The 22158-nt window shown below is 65.0% G+C and carries 25 protein-coding genes and 1 tRNA gene; 23 read left to right on the top strand and 3 right to left on the bottom strand.

Annotation, left to right across the window (positions count from 1 at the left end; genetic code table 11):
• Nucleotides 1-2: 2 nt before the first annotated feature.
• From B9Y97_RS04915 to B9Y97_RS04905, 3 genes are all read right to left on the bottom strand, one after another.
• Nucleotides 3-974: an ABC transporter permease gene (locus B9Y97_RS04915; RefSeq protein WP_085525698.1), complete on the bottom strand. Its 972-nt coding sequence runs from the start codon at nucleotides 972-974 to the stop codon at nucleotides 3-5.
• Between the two features lie 27 nt (nucleotides 975-1001).
• Complete coding sequence (locus B9Y97_RS04910) at nucleotides 1002-1799, bottom strand: SDR family NAD(P)-dependent oxidoreductase (RefSeq protein ID WP_085525697.1); 798 nt, start codon at nucleotides 1797-1799, stop codon at nucleotides 1002-1004.
• Between the two features lie 84 nt (nucleotides 1800-1883).
• Nucleotides 1884-2846, bottom strand: a complete 963-nt coding sequence (locus tag B9Y97_RS04905; RefSeq protein ID WP_085525696.1) for a sugar ABC transporter substrate-binding protein — start codon at nucleotides 2844-2846, stop codon at nucleotides 1884-1886.
• A 300-nt stretch (nucleotides 2847-3146) separates the two neighbouring features.
• Between B9Y97_RS04905 and B9Y97_RS04900 the strand changes: the two genes are divergently transcribed.
• From B9Y97_RS04900 to B9Y97_RS04790, 23 genes are all read left to right on the top strand, one after another.
• Nucleotides 3147-4874 (top strand): ABC transporter substrate-binding protein, encoded by a 1728-nt coding sequence (locus B9Y97_RS04900; protein ID WP_254900966.1) that lies wholly within the window; start codon nucleotides 3147-3149, stop codon nucleotides 4872-4874.
• Between the two features lie 14 nt (nucleotides 4875-4888).
• Complete coding sequence (locus tag B9Y97_RS04895) at nucleotides 4889-5698, top strand: SDR family NAD(P)-dependent oxidoreductase (protein ID WP_085525695.1); 810 nt, start codon at nucleotides 4889-4891, stop codon at nucleotides 5696-5698.
• Nucleotides 5699-5766: 68 nt separating this feature from the next.
• Complete coding sequence (locus B9Y97_RS04890) at nucleotides 5767-7068, top strand: M24 family metallopeptidase (protein WP_085525694.1); 1302 nt, start codon at nucleotides 5767-5769, stop codon at nucleotides 7066-7068.
• A gap of 39 nt (nucleotides 7069-7107) precedes the next feature.
• Entirely contained in the window at nucleotides 7108-8091 is a 984-nt protein-coding gene (locus B9Y97_RS04885) for a thiamine pyrophosphate-dependent dehydrogenase E1 component subunit alpha (RefSeq protein WP_085525693.1), read from the top strand.
• A gap of 11 nt (nucleotides 8092-8102) precedes the next feature.
• On the top strand, nucleotides 8103-9098 hold the full coding sequence (locus B9Y97_RS04880) for an alpha-ketoacid dehydrogenase subunit beta (protein WP_085525692.1): 996 nt from the start codon (nucleotides 8103-8105) through the stop codon (nucleotides 9096-9098).
• The gene (locus tag B9Y97_RS04875) at nucleotides 9088-10377 is read left to right on the top strand and encodes a biotin/lipoyl-containing protein (protein WP_085525691.1); all 1290 of its coding nucleotides are present in this window, start codon (nucleotides 9088-9090) and stop codon (nucleotides 10375-10377) included. Before B9Y97_RS04880 ends, B9Y97_RS04875 begins: the two co-directional genes overlap by 11 nt.
• A 17-nt stretch (nucleotides 10378-10394) precedes the next feature.
• Complete coding sequence (locus B9Y97_RS04870) at nucleotides 10395-11825, top strand: NAD-dependent succinate-semialdehyde dehydrogenase (RefSeq protein WP_085525690.1); 1431 nt, start codon at nucleotides 10395-10397, stop codon at nucleotides 11823-11825.
• A 10-nt stretch (nucleotides 11826-11835) separates the two neighbouring features.
• A complete protein-coding gene (locus B9Y97_RS04865) occupies nucleotides 11836-12714 on the top strand; it encodes a 2-oxo acid dehydrogenase subunit E2 (RefSeq protein WP_085525689.1) in 879 nt (292 codons plus the stop codon).
• A gap of 11 nt (nucleotides 12715-12725) precedes the next feature.
• Complete coding sequence (gene lpdA / locus B9Y97_RS04860; protein WP_085525688.1) at nucleotides 12726-14102, top strand: dihydrolipoyl dehydrogenase; 1377 nt, start codon at nucleotides 12726-12728, stop codon at nucleotides 14100-14102.
• Entirely contained in the window at nucleotides 14099-14872 is a 774-nt protein-coding gene (locus B9Y97_RS04855) for an SDR family NAD(P)-dependent oxidoreductase (RefSeq protein ID WP_085525687.1), read from the top strand. Before lpdA ends, B9Y97_RS04855 begins: the two co-directional genes overlap by 4 nt.
• A gap of 240 nt (nucleotides 14873-15112) precedes the next feature.
• Nucleotides 15113-15724 carry a helix-turn-helix transcriptional regulator gene (locus tag B9Y97_RS04850; protein WP_085525686.1) on the top strand — a complete coding sequence of 204 codons (612 nt, stop codon included), beginning with the start codon at nucleotides 15113-15115 and terminating at the stop codon, nucleotides 15722-15724.
• A 96-nt stretch (nucleotides 15725-15820) separates the two neighbouring features.
• Nucleotides 15821-16408 (top strand): acyl-homoserine-lactone synthase, encoded by a 588-nt coding sequence (locus B9Y97_RS04845; RefSeq protein WP_085525685.1) that lies wholly within the window; start codon nucleotides 15821-15823, stop codon nucleotides 16406-16408.
• Between the two features lie 126 nt (nucleotides 16409-16534).
• Entirely contained in the window at nucleotides 16535-17011 is a 477-nt protein-coding gene (locus B9Y97_RS04840) for a UPF0262 family protein (RefSeq protein ID WP_085525684.1), read from the top strand.
• 4 nt (nucleotides 17012-17015) lie between these two features.
• Complete coding sequence (locus B9Y97_RS04835) at nucleotides 17016-17492, top strand: arsenate-mycothiol transferase ArsC (protein ID WP_139828228.1); 477 nt, start codon at nucleotides 17016-17018, stop codon at nucleotides 17490-17492.
• Nucleotides 17493-17497: 5 nt separating this feature from the next.
• Nucleotides 17498-17887, top strand: a complete 390-nt coding sequence (locus tag B9Y97_RS04830; protein WP_085525682.1) for a ketosteroid isomerase-related protein — start codon at nucleotides 17498-17500, stop codon at nucleotides 17885-17887.
• Nucleotides 17887-18474, top strand: a complete 588-nt coding sequence (locus B9Y97_RS04825; RefSeq protein ID WP_085528108.1) for a GNAT family N-acetyltransferase — start codon at nucleotides 17887-17889, stop codon at nucleotides 18472-18474. The genes B9Y97_RS04830 and B9Y97_RS04825 overlap by 1 nt, the downstream gene beginning before the upstream one ends.
• Nucleotides 18471-19352: a carbon-nitrogen hydrolase family protein gene (locus tag B9Y97_RS04820; RefSeq protein WP_085525681.1), complete on the top strand. Its 882-nt coding sequence runs from the start codon at nucleotides 18471-18473 to the stop codon at nucleotides 19350-19352. The genes B9Y97_RS04825 and B9Y97_RS04820 overlap by 4 nt, the downstream gene beginning before the upstream one ends.
• Before the next feature lie 79 nt (nucleotides 19353-19431).
• Nucleotides 19432-19650 (top strand): translation initiation factor IF-1, encoded by a 219-nt coding sequence (gene infA / locus B9Y97_RS04815; protein ID WP_085525680.1) that lies wholly within the window; start codon nucleotides 19432-19434, stop codon nucleotides 19648-19650.
• Between the two features lie 7 nt (nucleotides 19651-19657).
• Nucleotides 19658-20248: a Maf family protein gene (locus B9Y97_RS04810; protein ID WP_254900853.1), complete on the top strand. Its 591-nt coding sequence runs from the start codon at nucleotides 19658-19660 to the stop codon at nucleotides 20246-20248.
• Nucleotides 20245-21285, top strand: coding sequence for a ribonuclease E/G (locus B9Y97_RS04805; RefSeq protein ID WP_085525678.1), 1041 nt, complete (start codon nucleotides 20245-20247; stop codon nucleotides 21283-21285). The genes B9Y97_RS04810 and B9Y97_RS04805 overlap by 4 nt, the downstream gene beginning before the upstream one ends.
• Nucleotides 21282-21464, top strand: coding sequence for a DNA gyrase inhibitor YacG (locus B9Y97_RS04800; protein ID WP_085525677.1), 183 nt, complete (start codon nucleotides 21282-21284; stop codon nucleotides 21462-21464). The genes B9Y97_RS04805 and B9Y97_RS04800 overlap by 4 nt, the downstream gene beginning before the upstream one ends.
• Before the next feature lie 81 nt (nucleotides 21465-21545).
• Nucleotides 21546-21620 (top strand) — tRNA-Phe (locus tag B9Y97_RS04795).
• A gap of 319 nt (nucleotides 21621-21939) precedes the next feature.
• Nucleotides 21940-22137 (top strand): hypothetical protein, encoded by a 198-nt coding sequence (locus B9Y97_RS04790; RefSeq protein ID WP_085525676.1) that lies wholly within the window; start codon nucleotides 21940-21942, stop codon nucleotides 22135-22137.
• Nucleotides 22138-22158 lie beyond the last annotated feature (21 nt).

The raw sequence follows: 22158 nt of genomic DNA, 5'->3' as shown, positions 1-22158 counted from the left end.
CCTTATGCAATCGGGGACCAGAGGCGGCCCCGCTTGGCGGCAACATCGAGCCAGACGGCGAGGATGATGATGGCCCAGGTCACGATGTACTGGACGTAGAAGTCGAGGCCGACCAACAGCAGTCCGTTCTGGATGAATCCGAGGATCAGAACGCCGACCACGGTCTTGAACACGGTGCCCGCCCCGCCGAGCAGCGACGCGCCGCCCAGGATCACTGCGGCGAGCACTTCGAGTTCCATGCCCTGCCCGACGGTGTTCTGGCTGCCGAGGCTGCGGCTGGCCTGCAACAGGCCGGCCATTGCCACGCAGAAGGCCGAGATCAGGTAGGTGAAGAACACGATGCGTGCGCGCGGGATGCCCGAGAAGGTGGCGGCCTGCCCATTGCCCCCGACCGCGTAGACCTTGCGCCCGAAGGGTGTTCGGGCGAGCAGCAGGCTCAGCAAGACCGCCAGCAGCGCGAAGATCAGGATCGGCATGGGAATGCCGAAGATGCGGTCCTGCCCGAAGAACGAGAACCAGGTGCCGGACTTGTCGGCGATATCCATGTTCTTGCCGCCCGACCAGGTCAGGGTCAGGCCGTGAATGGCCGACAGCATCCCCAAGGTGACGATCAGCGAATTCAGCTTCAGATAGCCGACAAGGAAACCGATGAACGCCCCCAGAAGCAAGGTCAGGCCGAACATCGCCGGAATCGCGAGCGTCGGGCCGATCTTGTCGTGCAGGTCGAGCACCACGATCGTCGAGAAAGACATCATCGACCCGACCGAGAGATCCAGGTTGCCACCGATCACGACGAAGGTGACGCCCAGAGCCATCACCCCCAGAATGGCGGACGACCGGATCACCCCCGCGATGTTGTCGATCGCGATGAAGCGTTGGTTCGCCAGGGCGAAGCCGATCATGAAGACGGCAAAGGCGATCAATATGCCCTGCTTGGCCAGTAGTCGGCCGATGTCCTGTTTCGTGAGCGTCATTTTTCCATCCTCCCCGCGGCCGTGCCGCTACACCAACGTCATGCCGCCATCGATCATGATGATCTGCCCGGTCATGTAGTCACTGTCCCGCGACGCCAGAAAAGTGGTTGTCCCGGTGATATCCTTGGGCGTTGCGACACGGCCCTTGAGGATCTCGGCAGAGAATTCCTCCATCGCCTGTCCGGGTCTCTCGGCCGCGCCGATCTCCATCAGGTCCTGGTCGACCTGCTCCCACATCTCGGTGGCGACCACGCCGGGGGCAAAGCCGGTCACCGTGATGTCGTGTTTCGCGAGGTCGCGGGCACCCGATTGGGTCAAGGACACCACGGCCCATTTGCTCGCGCAATACGGGGCCACGTTGTCAAAGCCCTGCCGGCTGGCGATGCTGGCGGTGTTGATGATCTTGCCGCCTTGGCCCTGGGCGATCATCTGGAGAGCGGCCTCCTGCATCCCGATCATGCAGCCCAGCCCGTTGATTCCCATTATGAAATTCCAGTTGTCTTCGGTGACGTCGAGAAAATTCATCGGCCTGTTCACGCCGGCATTGTTGAACTTGACGTCCAGTCGGCCGAATTGTTCGACGGTGTGGGCAATCATCGCCCGGACCTGTTCGCGGTTGGTCACGTCGACCGCCGCATGGGTTACCTTGCTGCCGACGGCCGCCGCCCGCGCGGCGTTGGCGTCTGCGACTTCGGCCACCTTGTCGGCGTTGATATCGGCAAAACACACCTGTGCGCCCTCTTCGAGCAAGGCTTCGCCAATAGCGCGCCCGATGCCTTGCGCTCCCCCTGTCACGATACACGATCGCCCCGAAACACGCGACATGCCGCCCCTCCTGAGACTGATACTCTGCTGAAAACTCGAGACGCGCGGGGCAGACGCACCCGCCCCGCACGTCCCGGGAGGAGATCAGAACACCGGCTTGGTGAACTCGTCCATGTTGTCCTGGGTGATCTTCGGCGTGTCGAAGTAGTTGAGGAAGGGCACGTCTTCCCCGTTCAGAACGTCGAGCGCGGTTTTCAGCGCGGCCTCGGCGTCATCAACCGGCGACTGGTAGATCGAGCCCCAGTATTCCCCGGCTTCCATGGCTTCGTAGCCGACGGAGAAGTTGGTTGCGCCGACGAAGATGATCCCTTCGCGGCCAGCCGCCCGGGCGGCGTTCAACGCGCCGACACCCATGTTGTCATCGCCGGCATAGACACCGTCGATGTCGTCGTACTTGACGAGGAAGGCTTCCATCACCTGTTGCGATTTCTCGCGGTTCCAGTCGCCCGGCTGGGTCTCGACCAGGGTCACATTCGGGCAGACTTCGGGCAGACGTTCATCGAAACCCTGCTGCCGTTCGATCGCGGTGGTGTAGCCGGGCTGGCCGGAGATCTGCACGACGCGGGCTTCGTCCTCGATGCCCATGTCCTTGAACTTGTCACACATGATCTCGGCGGAGCGCGACCCTTGGGTGATGTTGTCGGGCCCCGAGAATGACGCGACGAAGTCAAAACCCTGCTCCGCGATGTTCGAGTTGGTCACGATGACCGGGATACCCGCCTGATGCGCCTTGCGCACGGCGGGGATCACCGCTTCGCCGTTGGTCGGCCAGATGATGATCGCATCAACTTCCTGCTGGATCAGGTCTTCCATCTGGGCGATCTGGCGGGCCACGTCGCCGCCTGCGTCCAGCACGACGACTTCGACATCGTCGTTGGCTTCGGCGGCAGCGATGAACGCCCTTTCATAGGTGGTCTGGTAGCTGTCGACACCGACGTTGTTCTGCGTGATGCCGATCACGTAAGAGTCTGCCATCGCGAAAGTCGCGAAGGCGGACCCGGCAATCGTCGTTGTGGCCGCGAGAACGGCCTTCTTCGTGAAGTTCATCTAAGGTTCCTCCCAATCATTCCTTTGTGTGACTGCGCAGTTCCCCCTCCCGGGAATCACCTGCGACAATCTGACAGTTACTCATCCCGAAAACCGCCTCCGGCACCTGCCCAAAAATATTCATTCTGGATGTTTATCTGTCCGATATGGATTTTTTTGCGATACTGGACGGATATCAAATTGGACAAACAGGAGGCTGTGATGAAGCGCGAGTCGAAAACTCTCAAACCTATCCTAGCGGATGCGAAGCCTTTGAACAAAGCGGTGGACAAGTTTATCCAAAATGAACATGCCGATGGCGTGATCGCCAAGGCCGTGTCCGAGCCGCAGCGGGGAGATGTGCTTCACCAGGTCGTGCAATTCATGCAGGACCTTTGCGCCGAGGTCGAAACCACGCTCGAGCCGAGCGCCCCGAACCCCTATCTCAACATGAGCCTGCACCTGATCCAGAGCCACCTCGAGGGACGGCTGGTAACCGCCTCGTCGGTGATCGCGGCCTCGGGTGTGCCCTATGCCACCGCGAACCGGAAACTTGCCGAGATGCAGAAGGCCGGGCTGATCCGCCAGCGCCCGCGGTCGAAGACCGGCAAGAGCTTTTCGTTGCACCCGACGCGGGCGCTGCTGTCCGACTGGAGCCAGCTTGCCGACCGGATCCACCGCTTCGCCGAGGTTCGGTTCGGCACCTCCGACCAGACGGCGGAGACCGCCGATTACTATTTCGGCGGTTCCTACATGCCGGCGCAGTCGCAGATTCAGCCGCCGCGGGCGCTGCCGTCGCCGCTCAAGCTGTCGGGCGGTCTGCGAATCCTCGTCCACGGCGATCCGACCTTCATGGTCATGGACAACCTCAAGCGCCAGTTCGAGCAGATTGTCGGCACCAAGATCAGCCAGCGCGCCTTCTCGATCGATCGGCTGCATGAAGAAGCCCGGCGCAATGCCGAGCGACCGGCAAGCCGCTACGATCTTATCGCGGTCGACCTGCCCTGGGTTGGAGAATTCGTGAAGCAGGGCGTGCTGCTGCCGCTCGACAAGGTGATGGATATCGACCGGCTCGATCCCGGCGATTTTCACACCGCGGGTTGGCGCGCCGCGCACTGGGGGGGCCGCCCCTACGGCGTGCCGAGCCAGACCACGCCGGAGCTTCTGTTCTACCGCCGCGACCTGTTCGCCGAGGCCGGGATCGAACCGCCGACCACCAGCGCAGACCTGCTCGCCGCGGCCCGGCATTTCCATGACCCGACCCGTGGACAATACGGCATCGCATGGAACGCTGCGCGCGGCACCGCGCTCGGTCATACCTTCATGATGACCTGCGCCGATTTTGGCCAGCCGATCTTCAATCTGCCCGAGATCGCCGGCGGCTTCGACGCAGATCATCTCGACCGCGACGATCTCGTGCCCATGATCGACACGCCGCGCGGCCGGGATGCGGCGGAATACCTGATGGCGCTGCTGGAGTATTCGCCGCCCGATATTCTCTCGATGTCGTGGTACGAGCGGGTGCGCCCCTATGCCGCCGGAAAGGTGGCGATGGCCTACGGCTACACCCTGCTCGCGCCCTACTTCGAGCTCGACCCGGCCTCGCCGGCGCATCGCAACACCGGCTACCTGCCGCATCCGCACGGGCCGCACGGCATGCCGCTCGCCCCGGTTGGCGGCTACGTGCTGGGCATACCCGCCAACCTGCCGGACGACCGGATCGACGATGCCGTCGAGGCGCTGATCGCCTTCACCTCGCCGCAGGCGCAGAAGCTCTACGTCCAGAACGGCAGCCGCACGGCGCCGCGCTACTCGGTTGGCGCCGATCCGGAGGTGCGCAGCCTGTCGCCGATCTTCGAAGCGGTCGACCAGATGTCATGGCGCGACGAGCTGCAGTTCTGGCCGCGCCCGCCGGTGCCCGAGATCTGCGAGATCATCTCGATCTGCGGGGAAGAGTTTCACGACATGCTCCGCGGGGTCAAAACCCCGCCCGAAGCCTTGGCACGCGCCCAGGCCAGATCAGAAGAACGCATAATATCAACGGGTTAATTAGGGAGGACACCATGGACCCCAGTCGCTTGAAAGGTAAGAACATCCTCATCACCGGGGCCGCGCGCGGCATGGGGGCGGCGAATGCGGAAAGCTTTGCCGACCAGGGCGCGAATGTTTGTCTGGGCGATCTTTCGCTGGACGAGGCGCAGGCCGTCGCCGACCGCATCAACGCCGCCGGGAACGGCAAGGCCATTGCGGTCCGGATGGATGTCACCAAGCGGGCCGACAATGCCGCCGCCGTCGCCGCCACGGTCGAGGCGTTCGGGTCCATCAATGTCGGCCTGTTCAATGCCGGTCTGAACAAGCCCCGGTTCTTCATGGATATCGACGAAGACAACTGGGACCTGATCATGAACGTCAACACCAAGGCGATGTGGCTCGGGATGCAGGAGACCGCGCGCCAGATGATCGCCCAGGGTCCGATGGAGGGGCACCCCTACAAGCTGATCAACGTCGGCTCGATCGCCTCGCGCAAGCCGCTGGTGGATGTCACCGTCTACTGCACCTCGAAATACGGCTGCCTCGCGCTCACCCATTGTGGCGCGATCGGGCTGGCCGAGCACAACATCACCGTCAACGGCTACGCGCCCGGCGTGGTGGTCACGCCGCTGTGGGAGCAGCTCGACAAGGATCTTGTCGACATCGGCTTCAAGGAGCGCGAGGGGCAGGCCTACGATGACATCGTGCGCGACGCCTTGCAGATCAAGCGGGTGTCCTATCCGAACGACATCGTCGGCACCGCCTCTTTCCTCGCCAGCGACGACAGCGACTACATGACCGGGCAGATGATCCACATCGACGGCGGCTGGTGCATCCAGTGACGCCGCCGGGCTGAGCCCTTTCCATCGCATTTGAAACACCGGCGCCCACAAGCGCAAGGAGACCTGCCATGAATACCAATGCTCTCAACCCGCGCATCCTGCAGCCGGGCGACATCGACCCCAACTGGCGTTGGGACAAGCACATTCCCGCCCTCGGCCACACCGCCGTCGATTTCGAGCGCCGCGTCGATCACGACCGGCTGCGCCGCTACCGTCTCAGCCGCGCCAAGGACGCGCTCAAAAAGTCGAACCTCGGCTCGCTCCTGCTCTTCGACGTCAACAATATCCGCTACGTCTCGGGCACCAAGATCGGCGAGTGGGAGCGCGACAAGCTGTGCCGGTTCTGCCTGCTGGCAGGCGACGAGGAACCCTATGTGTGGGATTTCGGCTCGGCCGTGGTGCATCACCGCGAATATTGCGACTGGCTCGACCCCCAGCGCCAGCTTGCCGGTGTCACCGGCATGCGCGGCACCATCCCGCCGGAATTCGGCCTGATGAAGCGCTACGCCGAGGAGATTGCGGCGCTGATCAAGAAGGCCGGTATGGCCGACATGCCGGTGGGCGTGGACTACGCCGAAACCGCGATGTTCTTCGCGCTGCAGGAGGCCGGGCTCAACGTCGTCGATGGCCAGCAGGTCATGCTCTCGGCCCGCGAGATCAAGAACGTCGACGAGATCCAGCTTCTCAACCAGGCCGCCAGCATGGTCGATGGCGTTTACCACATGATCTGGGAGGAGCTGAAGCCGGGCGTGCGCGAAAACGATATCGTCGCGATGTCGAACAAGCTGCTCTACGAGATGGGGTCGGACGATGTCGAGGCGATCAACGCGATCTCCGGCGAGCGCTGCAACCCGCATCCGCACAACTTCACCGACCGGCTGTTCCGGCCCGGAGACCAGGCGTTTTTCGACATCCTGCAAAGCTACCAGGGCTACCGGACCTGCTACTACCGCACGTTCAACATCGGCCGCGCGACACCCTCGCAAAACGACGCCTATATCCGCTGCCGCGAATGGCTCGACAACGCCATCGCGCTGATCCGGCCGGGCGTGTCGACCGACGTGGTCGCCCGGGCGTTCCCGGAATGCCACGAGTTCGGCTTTCCCGACGAGCTTTCGGCTTTCGGGCTGCAATTCGGCCACGGTCTCGGGCTCGCGTTGCATGAACGCCCGATCATCAGCCGCGCGGTCAGTCTGGATAACCCGATGGAAATCCAGACCGGCATGGTCTTTGCACTGGAGACCTATTGCCCTGCCACCGACGGCTACTCGGCGGCCCGGATCGAGGAAGAGGTCGTGGTCACCGACAAGGGCTGCACCGTGATCTCCCTGTTCCCGGCCGAAGACCTGCCGATCACCCACCGTTATTGACTGGTGGAAAGTCCCCACCGTCCGATCGAGGACCGTTCCATGGCCAAAGCCAAGACCAAATCCAACGCCGAGGACTACCTGCGGATGTACCGCCAGATGGTCCGCATCCGCACCTTCGAGGACAACGCCAACCAGCTCTACCTCTCGGCCAAGATGCCGGGGCTCACGCACATGTATTCCGGCGAGGAAGCGGTGGCGGTGGGCATCTGCGAGGCGCTCACCGACAGCGACCGGATCACCTCCACCCACCGCGGCCACGGCCATTGCGTGGCCAAGGGGGCGGAGTTCAAGGAGATGTTCTGCGAACTCCTGGGCAAGGAGGAAGGCTATTGCCGCGGCAAGGGTGGCTCGATGCATATTGCCGACCAGAGCCACGGCAACCTCGGGGCCAATGCCATCGTCGGCGGGTCGATGGGCATTGCCACCGGCTCGGCCCTGCGCGCCAAGTTGCAGGGGGCCGACGATGTGACGGTCTGTTTTTTCGGCGACGGGGCGACCGCGCAGGGGTTGATGTACGAGGTCATGAACATGGCCGCGCTGTGGAAGCTGCCGGTGATCTATGCCTGCGAGAACAACGGCTATTCCGAATACACCAAGACCGAGGAAATCGCCGCCGGGTCGATCACCGCACGCGCCGAAGCCTTCGGAATCGAGGCGCACAAGGTCGATGGGCAGGACGTCCTGGCGGTCAACGAACTGGCGCAAAAGCTGGTTGCGCGGGCCCGCAAGGGCGAAGGCCCGTTCTTCATCGAGTTGATGACCTATCGCTACCACGGCCACCACGTCGGCGACATCAACCGCGCGTATTACCGCTCGAAGGACGAGGAGCGCGACTGGAAGGACAACCGCGACCCGATCGTGCGGTTCCGGTCCTACCTCGTGCAGGAAGGGCTCGCGTCCGAGGAGGAGATCGAGGCGATGAATGCCGAGATCGAACAGGACGCGACCGAGGCCGTCGCCTATGCCGAGGCCGCCCGCTACCCCGACGTGTCCGAGGTGGACATGCACGTCTACGCGGACTGAGGAGAGACAAGATGCGCGAGATTACCCTGTCGCAGGCCGTGAACGAGGCCATCGCCGAGGAGATGCGCCGTGACGACACGGTGTTCCTGCTCGGCGAAGACGTGGCCGAGGCCGGGACGCCGTTCAAGGTGTTGTCCGGGCTGGTCGAGGAGTTCGGCACCGACCGCGTGATCGACACGCCGATTTCCGAGCCCGGCTTCGTCGGCATGGCGGTGGGCGCGGCGATGACCGGGGCGCGGCCGATCGTCGATCTGATGTTCGGCGATTTCATCTACCTGGTGATGGACCAGCTCTGCAACCAGGCGGCCAAGCAGCATTACATGTCGGGCGGCAAGCTGACCGTGCCGATGGTTCTGCGCACCAACATGGGCGCGACCCGCCGCTCGGCGGCGCAGCACAGCCAATCGCTGCAGGCGCTGGTGGCGCATATTCCGGGGCTGAAGGTGGCGATGCCCTCGTCGGCCTACGAGGCCAAGGGCTTGATGAAAACCGCCATCCGCGACAACAACCCGGTGGTGATTTTCGAAGACAAGTTGATGTATCAGGACAAGGCCCCGGTGCCGGAGGAGGAATACCTGATCCCCTTCGGCGTGGCCAATGTGCTGCGCGAGGGCACCGACATCACCCTGATCGCCACGTCCTCGATGGTGCAGGTCTGCGAAAAGGCGGCCGCGATGCTCGCGCAGGAGGGCATCAGCGCCGAGGTGATCGACCCGCGCACCATCGTGCCGCTCGACGAAGACACGCTGCTGGCCTCGGCCAGGAAGACCAGCCGCGTGATCGTGGTGGACGAGGGCCACCAGAGCTACGGCATCACCGGCGAGATCGCCAGCCGGATCAACGAGAAGGCCTTCTACCACCTCGACGCGCCGGTGCTGCGGATGGGCGCGATGGACGTGCCGGTGCCGTTCAGCCCGGCACTCGAAGACATCACCGTGCCGACGCCCGAGGGCGTGGTGGAGTACGCCCGCAAACTGATGTCGGGGGAGATGATCCATGCCGCATGACGTGACTATGCCTCAGCTTGGCATGGCGCAGGATGCCGGCAAGATCGTGTCCTGGCTCAAGGCACCGGGCGATGCCGTGGCCAAGGGCGAGGCTCTGTTCGAAGTGGAAACCGACAAGGCCACGATGGAGGTCGAGGCGCAGGCCGACGGGTTTCTGACCGGCGTGACCGCCTCTGAAGGCGACGATGTGCCGGTGGGCGCGGTGATTGCCCGGATCTCGGACAGTGCGGAGGAGGATGCTGCAGCGCCCGCCGGGGCGGCGGAGGCTCCCAAAGCCGACGAGGACGCCTTGCCCCGGGGCCATTCGGTGACCATGCCGCAACTGGGCATGGCGCAGGATACCGGGGTGCTGGTTGCCTGGCTGAAATCCCCCGGCGATGCGGTCGCGGCTGCGGATCTTCTGTTCGAGGTCGAGACCGACAAGAGCACCATGGAGGTCGAGGCGGGCCGTGACGGCTACCTTGCCGCGACCCTTGCCGAGGCAGGCGAAGAGGTGCCGGTGGGCGGCGCGGTGGCCATCATCAGCGATGAGGCTCCCGCAAACCCGGTGGCACGATCCGTGTCGGTGTCCGTGTCCCCGGAGCCTGCGGCCGCGCCGACAAGGCAAGAAGCAGGGCCGAAGCCGGGACCGGCCCCCAGACCCGCCGCCCCGCAACAGGCGGGCGGGCGCATCCTCGCATCGCCCAAGGCCCGGCGGCTGGCGCTGGAACAGGGGCTCGATCTTGCGCGTCTTGCGGATGAAGGCCACCCGATGCCCTACCACGTGGCCGATCTCGACAGGCTGCGGGCACTGCCGTCCAAGGCCGCGACCGGCAGCGCCGCGTCGGCGCATCTCACCGCCCGCGTGCCTGCCGAGGGCTTTGCCGGCTTCACCGCGTTCCTCGATGGCGCGGCGACGCGAGGCGCGGTCTGGGCTGCCTTCGCCGGGGCCAGCCTCAGGGCGTCGACCGGGGCCGAGGCGCTCGTGGTGCGCGTCGATCAACCCACCCTCGCGACGACGGTCTTTTTCGCTGATCCCGACTTCGGACCGCTATCCAAAACGGCCCCTGCGGAGGATCCGGGCCCGCCCGCTCTGATCCTGCGCGACCTCACCGGCAGCCGCATCACCGGCGGCGCGCTGGGCGCTGCCGAGGCCCCGGTGCTGACCATCACCCAAGATGGCGAGGCTTACGCGCTCAGCCTCGACTTCGCCCCCGGCGCGCTCGACGCCGATGCGGCGATCGTGCTGATCGATGGATTTGCCGGCCGGCTCGCCGAGCCGCTCAGGCACCTTCTCTGACCCGAAAGGCTCACGACATGGACCACACAGATCTCTACATCAACGGCGCGTGGCGCGAAGGTGCCGCGGGCCAGCGCTTCGATGTGATCAACCCGGCCGACGAAACCGTGCTTGCCTCGGTTGCTTCCGCCGAGATTGCCGACGCCGATCTCGCGCTTGACGCCGCCGAAGCGGCCATGGCCGACTGGGCCGCCCGGACGCCGCGCGCGCGGGCGGAAGTGCTGCGCAAGGCATGGGAATTGATGACCGCGCGTCTGCCCGATTTCGCCCGGCTGATCACGTTGGAAAACGGCAAGGCGGGCACGGATGCGATGGGCGAGGCCACCTATGCCGCGGAGTTTTTCCGCTGGTTCGCCGAGGAGGCGGTGCGCGCCGACGGGATGATCACCCATGCGCCGGCCTCCGGCGCGCGGATCATCGTGCAGCACAAGCCCGCCGGGCTTGCCGTGCTGGTGACGCCGTGGAATTACCCCGCCGCGATGGGCACCCGCAAGATCGCCCCGGCGCTCGCGGCGGGGTGCGGCGTGATCATCAAGCCTGCGGGGGAGACCCCGCTGACCATGCTGGCGCTGATGCCGTTGCTGGCCGAGGCGGGCGTGCCGCCGGGGCTCGTCAACGTGCTGCCCACCACGCAGTCGGGCCCGCTCGTCGATCACATGCTGCACGACCCGCGCGTGCGCGTGGTCAGCTTCACCGGCTCCACCGGTGTCGGCCGCAAGCTGCTGCGCGGGGCTGCCGACCAGGTGTTGAAGCCGGCGATGGAACTGGGCGGCAACGCGCCGCTGATCGTGTTTGAAGATGCCGATATCGACGTGGCGGTCGAGGGCGCGATGCTGGCCAAGATGCGCAACCTCGGCGAGGCCTGCACCGCCGCCAACCGCTTCTATGTGCATGAAGACGTGGCCGAGGTGTTCACCGAGCGCTTCACCGCCGCGATGGCGGCGCTGAAGATGGGCAACGGGATCGAGAACGATGTCGATGTCGGTCCGCTGGTGAACGCCGATACCCGCGACAAGGTGGCCTACTTCGTCAGTGACGCGGTGGAAAAGGGGGCCGAGCTGCGGCTGGGCGGCGCAGTGCCGAACGGGCCGGGCTTTTTCTACCCGCCCACCGTGCTCGCCCGGGTGCCTGAAAATGCCGACTGCCTGCGCGACGAGATCTTCGGCCCGGTCGCCGCGATCCAGACCTTCACCGAGCAGGACGACGTGATCGCCCGGGCCAACGACACCGAATATGGCCTCGTCGCCTATGTTTTCACCGAGAACATGAAGCGCGGGTTGCAGGTTTGCGAGCGGCTCGAATACGGCATGGTCGGGCTGAACCGGGGCCTCGTCTCCGATCCCGCCGCACCGTTTGGCGGGGTCAAGCAATCGGGGCTGGGGCGCGAGGGCGGCCACGAGGGCATGCTCGAATTCATGGAAACGCAATACATCTCGGCAAGCTGGTGAGGAGGCGGATATGGCAGATCTGATAGCTCCGCCTTCGGTCCGGGCGCTGGCCCGCCAGAAGGGTATCGACCTCGAGAAGCTGGCCGCCGAACTGGGCCGCACCAGCATTGCGCGGGAGGATCTTGAGGGCGCTCCCGCCGCGGCCGGCCCGACAGGCGACACCTCCTATTGGCAGGTGAACCATGGCGACTACGGCCCGGTCACCGAGGAGCCGCTCAGCCGGTTCGCACAGGTGGCGGCGCAGAACCTCGCCGCAGCGCAGGCGCTGATCCCGGCGGTGACCCATCACGACCGCGCCGACGTGAGCGCCATCGAAGCCTTGCGCAAAGAGCTCAAGCCCGAGGCGCAGGCGCGCGGCATCAAGCTCACGGCGCTGGCCTTTCAGGTCAAGGCGCTGGCGCGCGCGCTCGGCGAGTTTCCCAGGTTCAACGCCTCGCTCTCGGCCGATGGCGAGACGCTGGTGCTCAAGCATTACGTCCACATCGGCATCGCCGTCGATACTGCGCACGGGTTGATGGTGCCGGTGCTGCGCAACGTCGACAAGAAGGGCCTGTGGCAGATCGCGGGCGAGATCGCCGATCTTGCCGGTCGGGCGCAGGAGCGCAAGGTGCGCCCCGAGGAGATGGGCGGGGCCTCGATGACGATCACCAACCTCGGCGGCATCGGCGGCACGGCATTCTCACCGATTGTGAACCCGCCGGAACTGGCGATCCTCGGCATCACCCGCACCGAGATTTCCCCGGTCTGGGATGGCGCGGCCTTCCAGCCGGTGCCGATGGTGCCGCTCGACCTGAGCTATGATCACCGGGTGATCAACGGCGCGGATGCGGCGCGGTTCATGATCTACCTCGCCGGGCTGATCGCCGATCCGCGCCGGATCATGGTCTGAGGAGGGCCCGCATGGCTGACAAACACGCGCCATTCATCGTGCTGGGCGCGGGCCCCGGTGGCTACGCCTGCGCTTTTCGCGCCGCCGATCTTGGCCTCGATGTCACCCTCGTGGACCCGCGCGCGAGCCTCGGCGGGGTCTGCCTCAACGAAGGCTGCATCCCGTCAAAGGCGCTGCTGCACGCCGCCGAGGTGATCCGCGAGGCGGCGCATATGGCCGCTTGGGGGATCGGGTTTGGCGATCCGAAGCTGGACCTCGACGCGCTCCGGGCAAAGAAGGATGGCATTGTTCGTCAGTTGACCGATGGCTTGTCCGGGCTCGCGCGACGTCGCAAGGTGCGGGTGGTGCGTGGCGCGGCGGTATTTTCCGGGCCGAAGAGCCTTGAGATTGACGGCGAGACGTGGAGCTTCGACAGGGCGGTGATCGCGGTGGGCTCGGCCCCGGTGCAGTTGCCGGGTTGGCCCGAGGATGCGCGGATCTGGGATTCCACCGCCGCGCTCGAACTGCGGTCGGTGCCCAAACGCCTTGCCATCGTCGGAGGCGGCATCATCGGGTTGGAAATGGCCACGATCTACGCCGCCCTCGGCAGCGCCGTGACGGTGATCGAATTCCTCGACCAGATCGCCCCCGGCGCGGATGCCGAGGCGGTGCAAATCCTGCGCGCCGCGATGGAAGGGCAGGGGGTCACGATTCACAGCGCCACCAGGGTTACCGCGGTGAAGGCCGGCAAGGCGGCGCTGACGCTCGCATGCGAAGGTGCCTTCGAGGGCGAGATCAAGGCCGACGCCGCGATCCAGGCCGTTGGCCGCCGCGCCAATGGATCGCTGGTGAACGCGAAGGCGGCCGGGGTGGAGGTGGACGCGCGCGGCGTCATAGCGGTGGATGCGCAATGCCGGACGCAGGTGCCGGACATCTTCGCCATTGGCGATGTCACCGGCAACCCGATGCTCGCCCACCGGGCCACCCACCAGGGCCACGTCGCCGCCGAGGTCGCCGCTGGCCATGCCGCGGGGCTGGATGCCCTGATCCCCTCGGTCGCCTACACCAATCCCGAGTTGGCCTGGGCTGGACTCACACCCGCGCAGGCGAAAGAGGCGGGCATCGCCCACAAGCTCACGAGCTTCCCCTGGGCGGCGAGTGGCCGCAACCTCGCTTCGGGCGGGAGCGACGGGCTCACCAGGATCGTCTACGACCCCGACACGCACCGCCTGCTGGGGGCCACCGTTGTCGGTCGCAATGCGGGCGAACTGCTGGCGGAACTGGTGCTGGCCATGGAGATGGGCGCGACGCTCGAAGATCTGGCGCTATCGGTGCATGCCCATCCCACATTGTCCGAAACCGTGGCGTTTTCCGCCGAGCGCGCCCTCGGGACTCTCACGGATCTATGAAAACGACCGGCATACATATCGACCTTGCCGGGCAGACCGCGCTTGTGACCGGCGCGAGCCGCGGGATCGGACGCGAGATCGCCCTGACACTGGCGCGAGCCGGGGCGAACATCATCGCGGTTGGCAGAAACATCGAGGCCAAAGACAACGGCCTTGGCGCTGAAATCAGAGAGCTGGGGAAGGAATTCCACGCGGTGGACTGCGACCTTGCGGACCGATCCCAGATCCGCGCACTGATCAGCAGGTTGGCGGCGGAAGGGCGGAAGGTCGATATCCTGGTCAACAACGCTGGTGTCATTCGTCGTGCGCGGGCTGTGGATCATGCGGACGCGGATTGGGATGACGTGATGGCCGTCAATCTCGACGCGCCGTTCCTGCTCGCGCGCGAACTTGGTCGCCAGATGGTCGAACGCAAGCACGGCAAGATCATATTCGTCGCCTCGGTGTTGTCGTTCCAGGGCGGCATCCAGGTTCCCGGCTACGCCGCAAGCAAAGGCGCGATCGCTCAACTCACGCGGGCCCTTGCGAACGAATGGGCACCCTTTGGCGTCAATGTAAACGCCGTGGCCCCCGGTTATGTCGATACCGCCAATACCGCCGCTCTGAAAGCCGACGAGTCCCGCAGCGCCGCCCTGATGGCCCGGGTGCCCGCCGGCCGGTGGGGTACGCCGCAAGACATCGTCGGGCCGGTTCTGTTTCTCGCAAGCGGTCTGGCGGACTTTGTTCACGGCGCGGTCCTGCCGGTGGACGGGGGCTGGCTCGCGCGCTGAGACGGCACTTGCCGCAAGGTCGAACGCGATGATTGCGCGGACTCCGATCCTGATCGACACACCGAAGGGATGCTGGTCCGGCCGCCGAAACCCCGCTTTTTCGATGCGCTGAACTGGACCCGATCGACCGGGCAAACTGTTGGCCGTTCCGCAACAGAGAGACGCATGGGGCGGGATTATTTCTCGCGGGTTAGCAATTTGGGGTTGTGCGCGCTTGTCTGGCGATCTTACCTGAAGACCATGGGTCGGAATCAAAACATAGATGAATTTCTGGTGGACCTCGGCGATCAGGCCCCGTCGGGTTACTATCTCGCCTTGCACGTGAGGTTCGCCGCGCCGCTCATGATGTTTCAGACCTATGATCCGCGCTGGATCGACCACTATACCCAGAATGCCTATGCCCTGCGCGACCCGATTGTCGCCTGGGGTATCTCGCGGACTGGTGCCACCCGCTGGAGCGAAATAGACCTCCCCGATCCCTTCGGCATCATGATCGAGGCCCGGCAATTCGGATTGGTTTATGGTGTTTGTATCTCCTGCGGGCCGATGAAGTCGCGCACCATCGCCTCGGTGGCGCGTGCTGACCGGGAATTCAGCGACGAGGAGATCGCGACGATCACCGGCATTGTTCTGCGCCTGCACCACGAGACCGAACCCCCCGACAATCTCACGCCCGCCGAGATCGAGGCGTTGCGGATCGTCGCGTCAGGGGAGCGCTATGCCGCCGGTGCCGCGCGGCTCGGAATTTCCGAGTCTGCGCTGAAGGCCCGGTTGGCGTCGGCGCGCAGGAAGCTATTCGCCCGCACCTCTGCCGAAGCCATACAACGCGCGAAGGATTACCGGTTGCTCTGAGCCTGTCAGGCTACCGGTCAAACCTTTCGAAGGTACGCGGGGCCCAGGTCGGGGGCGGCGGATAGCTGCTGTTCAACCCTGACTTGGAGAAAGACCATGCAAACGACCACACTTTCCTTCGCCAATCTGCACAACCATGGCGAGCTTTTTGCCAACCTGCTTCGCGCTAGACGGCAGAGCTTCATCGTCCAGAACAACTGGGATCTGCCCGAAGCGATGGGCATGGAGTTCGATCAATACGACACCCCTGCAAGCCGCTGGGTGGCGGTGCACGACTTCGGTCGCGTCTATGCCGGTATCCGCCTCACGCCGACCACGGCGCGGGTGGGGATCTACACCTACATGATCCGCGATGCCCAGCGCGGGCTGCTCGACTCGATCCCCTCCGATCTGCTCTACGAGGAGGCCCCGGTGGCGGAGAACGTGTGGGAAAGCTCGCGGGTCTTCGTGGCCCATGACACGCCGCAGAAGTTGCGCCGGGTGGTGCATCTGCATCTGATCGAGGAGATGACCAAAGCCGCCCGCGACCTTGGGGCCACCCGGGTGCTCGGCCTGATCCCGGCAAACTGGCCGCGCTGGGCGCGCCGCCGCGGGCTCGACGCGGAAGCGGCCGGACGCGTGATGCATATCGACGGGATCGACAACCAGGTGGTGTCGATCAACCTCAGCGAGAAGATGCACTGAGTCCAGCACCTGCCCCGGCGCGATGCCGGGGCAGGGTTGCGACCCCGAGGGTTGGCGCTGGCCGCGATTGTGCCCGCGGGGCGCATGGTTTACCCCTTTCCGGCAGGACCAGACCGGAAAGGCCCAATGAACCGCATTGCAAGGATCGAGATAGACGATACCGGCCTCGCCGCGCCCACGCCCGAGATCGAGCAGGAGCGCAGGGTGGCGGTATTCGACCTGCTGGAGGAAAACAGTTTCGCACCCGTGGCGCGCAGCGAAGCTGTGCTGCCGGAAGGCCCCTACGCGCTGCGCCTGTCGATCCGCGACAAGCGGCTGGTGTTCGATATCGAAACCGAGGCGGGCGAAAAGGCCGGCGAGTTTCACCTGTCGCTCGGGCCGTTCCGGCAGGTGGTGAAGGATTATTTCCAGATCTGCGAGAGCTATTTCGACGCGGTGAAGAAGCTGCCCCCTGCCCAGATCGAAACCATCGACATGGCCCGGCGCGGCATTCACAACGAGGGTGCCCGGGTGGTGCAGGAGCGGCTCGAAGGCAAGGCCGATGTCGACACCGACACCGCGCGTCGCCTGTTCACCCTCATCTGCGTGTTGCACTGGGGTTGAGGCGGTGGGTGCGGCGCTCCCCCAGTCGGTGCTGTTCTGCTGCGATCACAACGCAGTGCGCTCGCCGATGGCCGAGGGCATGATGAAGAAGTTCTATGGTGAGCGGGTTTATGTGCAGTCAGCCGGGGTGAAAAGCGAGCTCGACGTGGACGGGTTTTCGGTGACCGTCTGCGACGAGATCGGCGTGCCGCTGCACCAGCACAAGGTGCGCTCCTTCGACGAGATGCAGGAATGGGGCGACGACCTGTCGGCCTATGACCTGATCGTGGCACTCAGCCCGGCAAGCCAGCGCCGGGTTCTCGAACTGACCCGTTACCATCACCTCGAGGTGGAATACTGGCCGGTGCTCGATCCGACCGGGCTGGGAACGAAGCGCGACGAGAAGCTTTCGGCCTACCGCCAGGCGCGCGACCAGATCCGCGACCGGATGATCGCCCGCTTCGGCCCGCCGCTGCCCGACACCGACTACGAAGGAGATTGAGCGCTATGAGCAAGGATGTGATCGCCCGCTATTTCGACGCCTTCAACCGGGGTAATATCGACGGGATGCTGGCAGTCCTTTCCGACGACGTAGCCCATCACGTCAACGAAGGGCAGGTGCGGTGCGGCAAGGATCTCTTCCGGGCCTTTTGCGAGCACATGGCGCGCTGTTACCGCGAAGAGCTGCGCGACATGGTGGTTTTCGCCGAAGGCGACCGGGCGGCGGCGGAATACGTGGTGCACGGCACCTACCTCGCCACCGATGAAGGGCTTCCCGAGGCGCAGGAGCAGGGCTACGTTCTCCCCGCCGGGTCGTTCTTCACGCTCGAAGACGGCAAGATCGCGCGGGTGACAACCTATTACAACCTTGCCGACTGGCTGAGGCAGGTCTCGTGATCGAGGTCCGCCCGCTCACCGGCGACGATCTCGCCCGCGCGCTTCCCGAGGTGGCGCGGCTGCGCATCGAGGTGTTCCGGGCCTGGCCCTACCTTTACGATGGCGATCTCGCCTATGAAGAGCGCTACCTGCAAAGCTACCGGGAGTCGGACGCGGCGATCGTGGTTGGGGCTTTCGATGAAGGCCGGCTGGTGGGCGCGGCAACCGGCACCCCGATGGAAGACCACGCCGAGGATTTCGCCCGCGCCTTCGAAGATACCGGCTATCCGCTCGACGAGATTTTCTACTGTGCCGAGTCGGTGCTGTTGCCCGACTACCGGGGGCAGGGCATCGGCCATGCCTTCTTCGATCAGCGCGAGGCCCATGCCCGCGCGCTGGGGCGCCGTTTCGCCGCCTTCTGCGGTGTGGTGCGGTCGAACGACCACCCCGACCGACCGGAGGACTACCTGCCGCTCGACGGATTCTGGCGCAAACGCGGGTATTACCCGCTTGCCGGTGTGATGGCCGAGTTTTCCTGGAAAGACATCGGCGAGACGGAACAAAGCCGCAAACCCCTGCAATTCTGGATACGAAAGCTCGAACCATGAAACTCGCCGCCGCCTGCTACCCGATCGACTGGATGGAAGGCTTCGATTGCTACGCCGACAAGCTCGCCTCATGGGTGTCCGATGCAGCAGGACAGGGGGCCGATCTGCTGGTGTTTCCCGAGTATGGCGCGATGGAACTGGCCGCTTTCGCCGGGCGCGCGGTGGCGGCCGATACGCAAGGCTCGATGCGGGCCGTCAGCGTGGCCCTGCCGCGCGCCTGGGATCTGCACGCCGAGCTTGCCGCGCGCCACAATGTGCACATTCTCGCGGCCTCCGGCCCGTATTTCGCAAGCGATCACGCGGTAAACCGGGCGATGTTCTTCACCCCTGACGGCAAGCGCCAGCCGCATGACAAGCAGATCATGACCCGCTGGGAGCGTGACCCGATGGACGTGCGTCCCGGCGACCCGCTGGTGGTGATGGAAACCGCGTTGGGCCGGATCGGCGTGCTGATCTGCTACGACGCCGAGTTTCCGCTGCTGGCCCGGGCGCTGGTGGAGGCAGGGGCCGAGATCATCCTCGTGCCCTCCGCGACCGAGGCGTTGGAGGGGTTCAGCCGGGTGCGCGTGGGCGCGATGGCGCGCGCGCTCGAAGGGCAATGCGTGGTGGTCCACGCCCCGACCCTGGGGGCCGCGCCGTGGAATCCGGTGGTCGATGAAAACACTGGCGCTGCCAGTATCTATGGCCCGCCCGACCGGGGTTTTCCCGCCACCGGCATTCTTGCCGAGGGCGCGATGAACGCGCCGGGCTGGACCATCGCCGAGGTCGATCTTGCCCGCGTGCGCGCCGCCCGCGCCGACGGCAACGTGCTGACCATGGCGCATTGGTCCGAGCAGCCTCCCCGGCTGCAATCGGTGCGATGCGTGACGCTGGCGTGATTAGAGCTTGAAAATCCGGGTCAATGGGGCCATTTAGATCGCGCCCGCAGCATGGTGGGCGATCAATAACGGAGTGACCATGGCCAAGGAAGAACTGCTCGAATTTCCAGGCGTCGTGAAGGAACTCCTGCCGAACGCGACATTCCTGGTCGAGCTGGAAAACGGCCATACGATCATTGCGCATACGGCAGGCAAGATGCGCAAGAACCGCATCCGTGTTCTGGCCGGCGACCGGGTTCAGGTTGAAATGACGCCCTATGACCTCACCAAGGGCCGGATCAATTTCCGCTTCAAGTGACGTGGGCGTGCCCTTTGCGTCCAAACTGATCCTCGGCTCCGGCTCGCCTCGGCGGGCCGAACTGCTTTTGACGCTGGGGATAACGCCGCACGCGGTGCGCCCGCCCGAGATCGATGAAACCCCGGCCAAGGGCGAGATCCCGCTGCATTACTGCCGCCGCATCGCCGCCGAAAAGGCTGCCGCGATGGCGGTGGGCGCGGGCGAGGTGGTGCTTTGTGCCGATACCACCGTGGCGCTGGGCCGCCGCATCCTTGGCAAGCCCGGGGATGAACGCGAGGCGGAAGCATTCCTGCGCGGGCTCTCGGGGCGGCGTCACCGGGTAATAACCTCGGTGGTTGTGCGCAACGAAGGCACGAGCTTTGCCCGCGACGTGGTGACCAGCGTGAAGATGAAGCGGCTCAGCGATGCCGAGCTTGCCGCCTACCTTGCCTCCGGCGACTGGCGCGGCAAGGCCGGTGCCTATGCCATCCAGGGCCCGGCCGGGGCCTTCATCCCGTGGATCCAGGGCAGCTACACCGCCGTGATGGGCCTGCCGGTGGCCGAGACCGCCGCGCTTCTGGTGGCAGCGGGTTACCCGGTGCACGAGGGCTGGGCATGAAGGGCAGCGTGATCGCACTCGACGAGATCGCCGGCCGCAAGGCTGCGGCGCGGATCATCGATGGTCAGCTCGACGATCTGCTGATCGACCCCGCCCCCGAGGATGCCACCCCGCGTCCCGGCGCGATCTACCGCGCGATCTGCGACCGTCCGGTGAAAGGGCAGGGCGGGATGTTCGTGCGTCTGCCGGAAGTCTCGGGATACCTGCGGCAGGCGCAAGGGTTGAAGCCGGGCGCGGCCGTGCTGGTGCAGGTCACCGGCTGGGCCGAGCCGGGCAAGGCGGTGCCGCTGACGGCCAAGGTGCTGTTCAAGTCGCGCTACGCGATCATCACCCCCGGCGCGCCGGGGATCAACCTGTCGCGCCGGATCCATGACGAGGAAGAACGGGTGCGCCTGCTCGACATCGCGCACGAGGCCGCGGGTGAGGCCGGTGAGACCGGGCTGATCCTGCGCTCGGAGGCTGTCGAGGGGGACGATGCGGCGGTCGCCGACGATATTGCCGCGATGCATGAACTTGCCCGGGCGGTGGCCGCCGATGCCGACGGGCGCGCGCCCGATCTGCTTGTCGATGGCCCCGATGCCCATCTGCTCGCCTGGCGCGACTGGGCCGCGCCGGATCAATTCGACGACACCCCGGGAAGCTTTGCCCGTCATGGCGCGGATGAGATGATTGCTGCATTGCGTGCTTCTCTCGCCCCGCTTCCCGGGGGGGCATTTGCCCATATCGAACCAACCCGTGCACTCGTCGCCGTCGATGTGAACACCGGCGACGATACCTCGCCCGCCGCCGGTCTCAAGGCCAACATCGCCCTCGCCCGCGCCCTGCCGAGGCTGCTGCGCTGCAAGGGACTTGGCGGGCAGATCACGCTGGATCTGGCACCGATGCCCAAGAAAGACCGGCGCGGGTTCGAACAGGCGCTGCGCGCCGCCTTCCGTACCGATCCGATCGAGACCGCCCTTGCGGGCTGGACGCCGCTGGGGCATTTCGAGATGCAGCGCAAACGCGAACGTCGCCCGCTCGAGGAGGCTCTGGGATGAGCTGTCCGATCTGTGGCAAGGATGCGGTGAAAGCCTACCACCCGTTCTGCTCGCGCCGCTGCGCCGATGTCGACCTTGGCCGCTGGCTCAAGGGGGCCTACGCGATCCCGGCCGAGCCTGTCGATGACGACGACACCAGCTCTTTGCCATCGGCAACACCGTCACCGAAACCGCACTGATCCCGCGGCTCTTTTCCCTCTGGACACCAGCCCGGTGCCCGACTAGAAAGCCGCCACCCGAACGCATCGCCGTTCACCCGTGCCCGGGTAGCTCAGGGGTAGAGCAGTGGATTGAAAATCCTCGTGTCGGTGGTTCGATTCCGCCCCCGGGCACCATTAAAACTCAATTAAATCAATTTTTTAGCCAATGATTTCCGGTCTCGTGAGGCCGCGCAGGTTGGTGTGGGTATCATTTGGGTAGCACTGTAGACGGTCTGCTGACTGATGCTCGGCGCACGTAAAAGGAACGCCCAGACCAAGGGAGTAGAAATTTTCTTTCCGAGGGGGCTTGAAATGCTCAAGTGATGCGCAGATGTTATTCGCACCGGAGGTCTGACGGATCAACGCGGTCATAGCGACTGCAGAATGAAGGCGGACAGAGAAGGTCACCTAGAGCTGGTGGGCCTCCGTTGGTTGAAACCATATGGAGGCTGGCATGTTGTTCAGCATGATGGGGATTTGCGGCCCCGATACCGCATACCTTTTCGTCCAACTGGCGCATCAGACCGCGTTCGAAGGCCATTATGGCTTCGGGCGCTTTTTTGTGTTCCGGCAGTTGCTGATCCGTTATGTATGGATTGGTGGCGATCTGATCGAAATCGTTTTCGATCATCTGGAAGTGTTCGTCGCGTAAGGCGACTTGGCGTGTCCGGGT

Origin of the sequence: Maritimibacter sp. HL-12 (assembly GCF_900177545.1) — a bacterium.
Lineage (GTDB): Bacteria > Pseudomonadota > Alphaproteobacteria > Rhodobacterales > Rhodobacteraceae > Sinisalibacter.
This window is presented reverse-complemented; position numbering and strand designations above follow the sequence as displayed.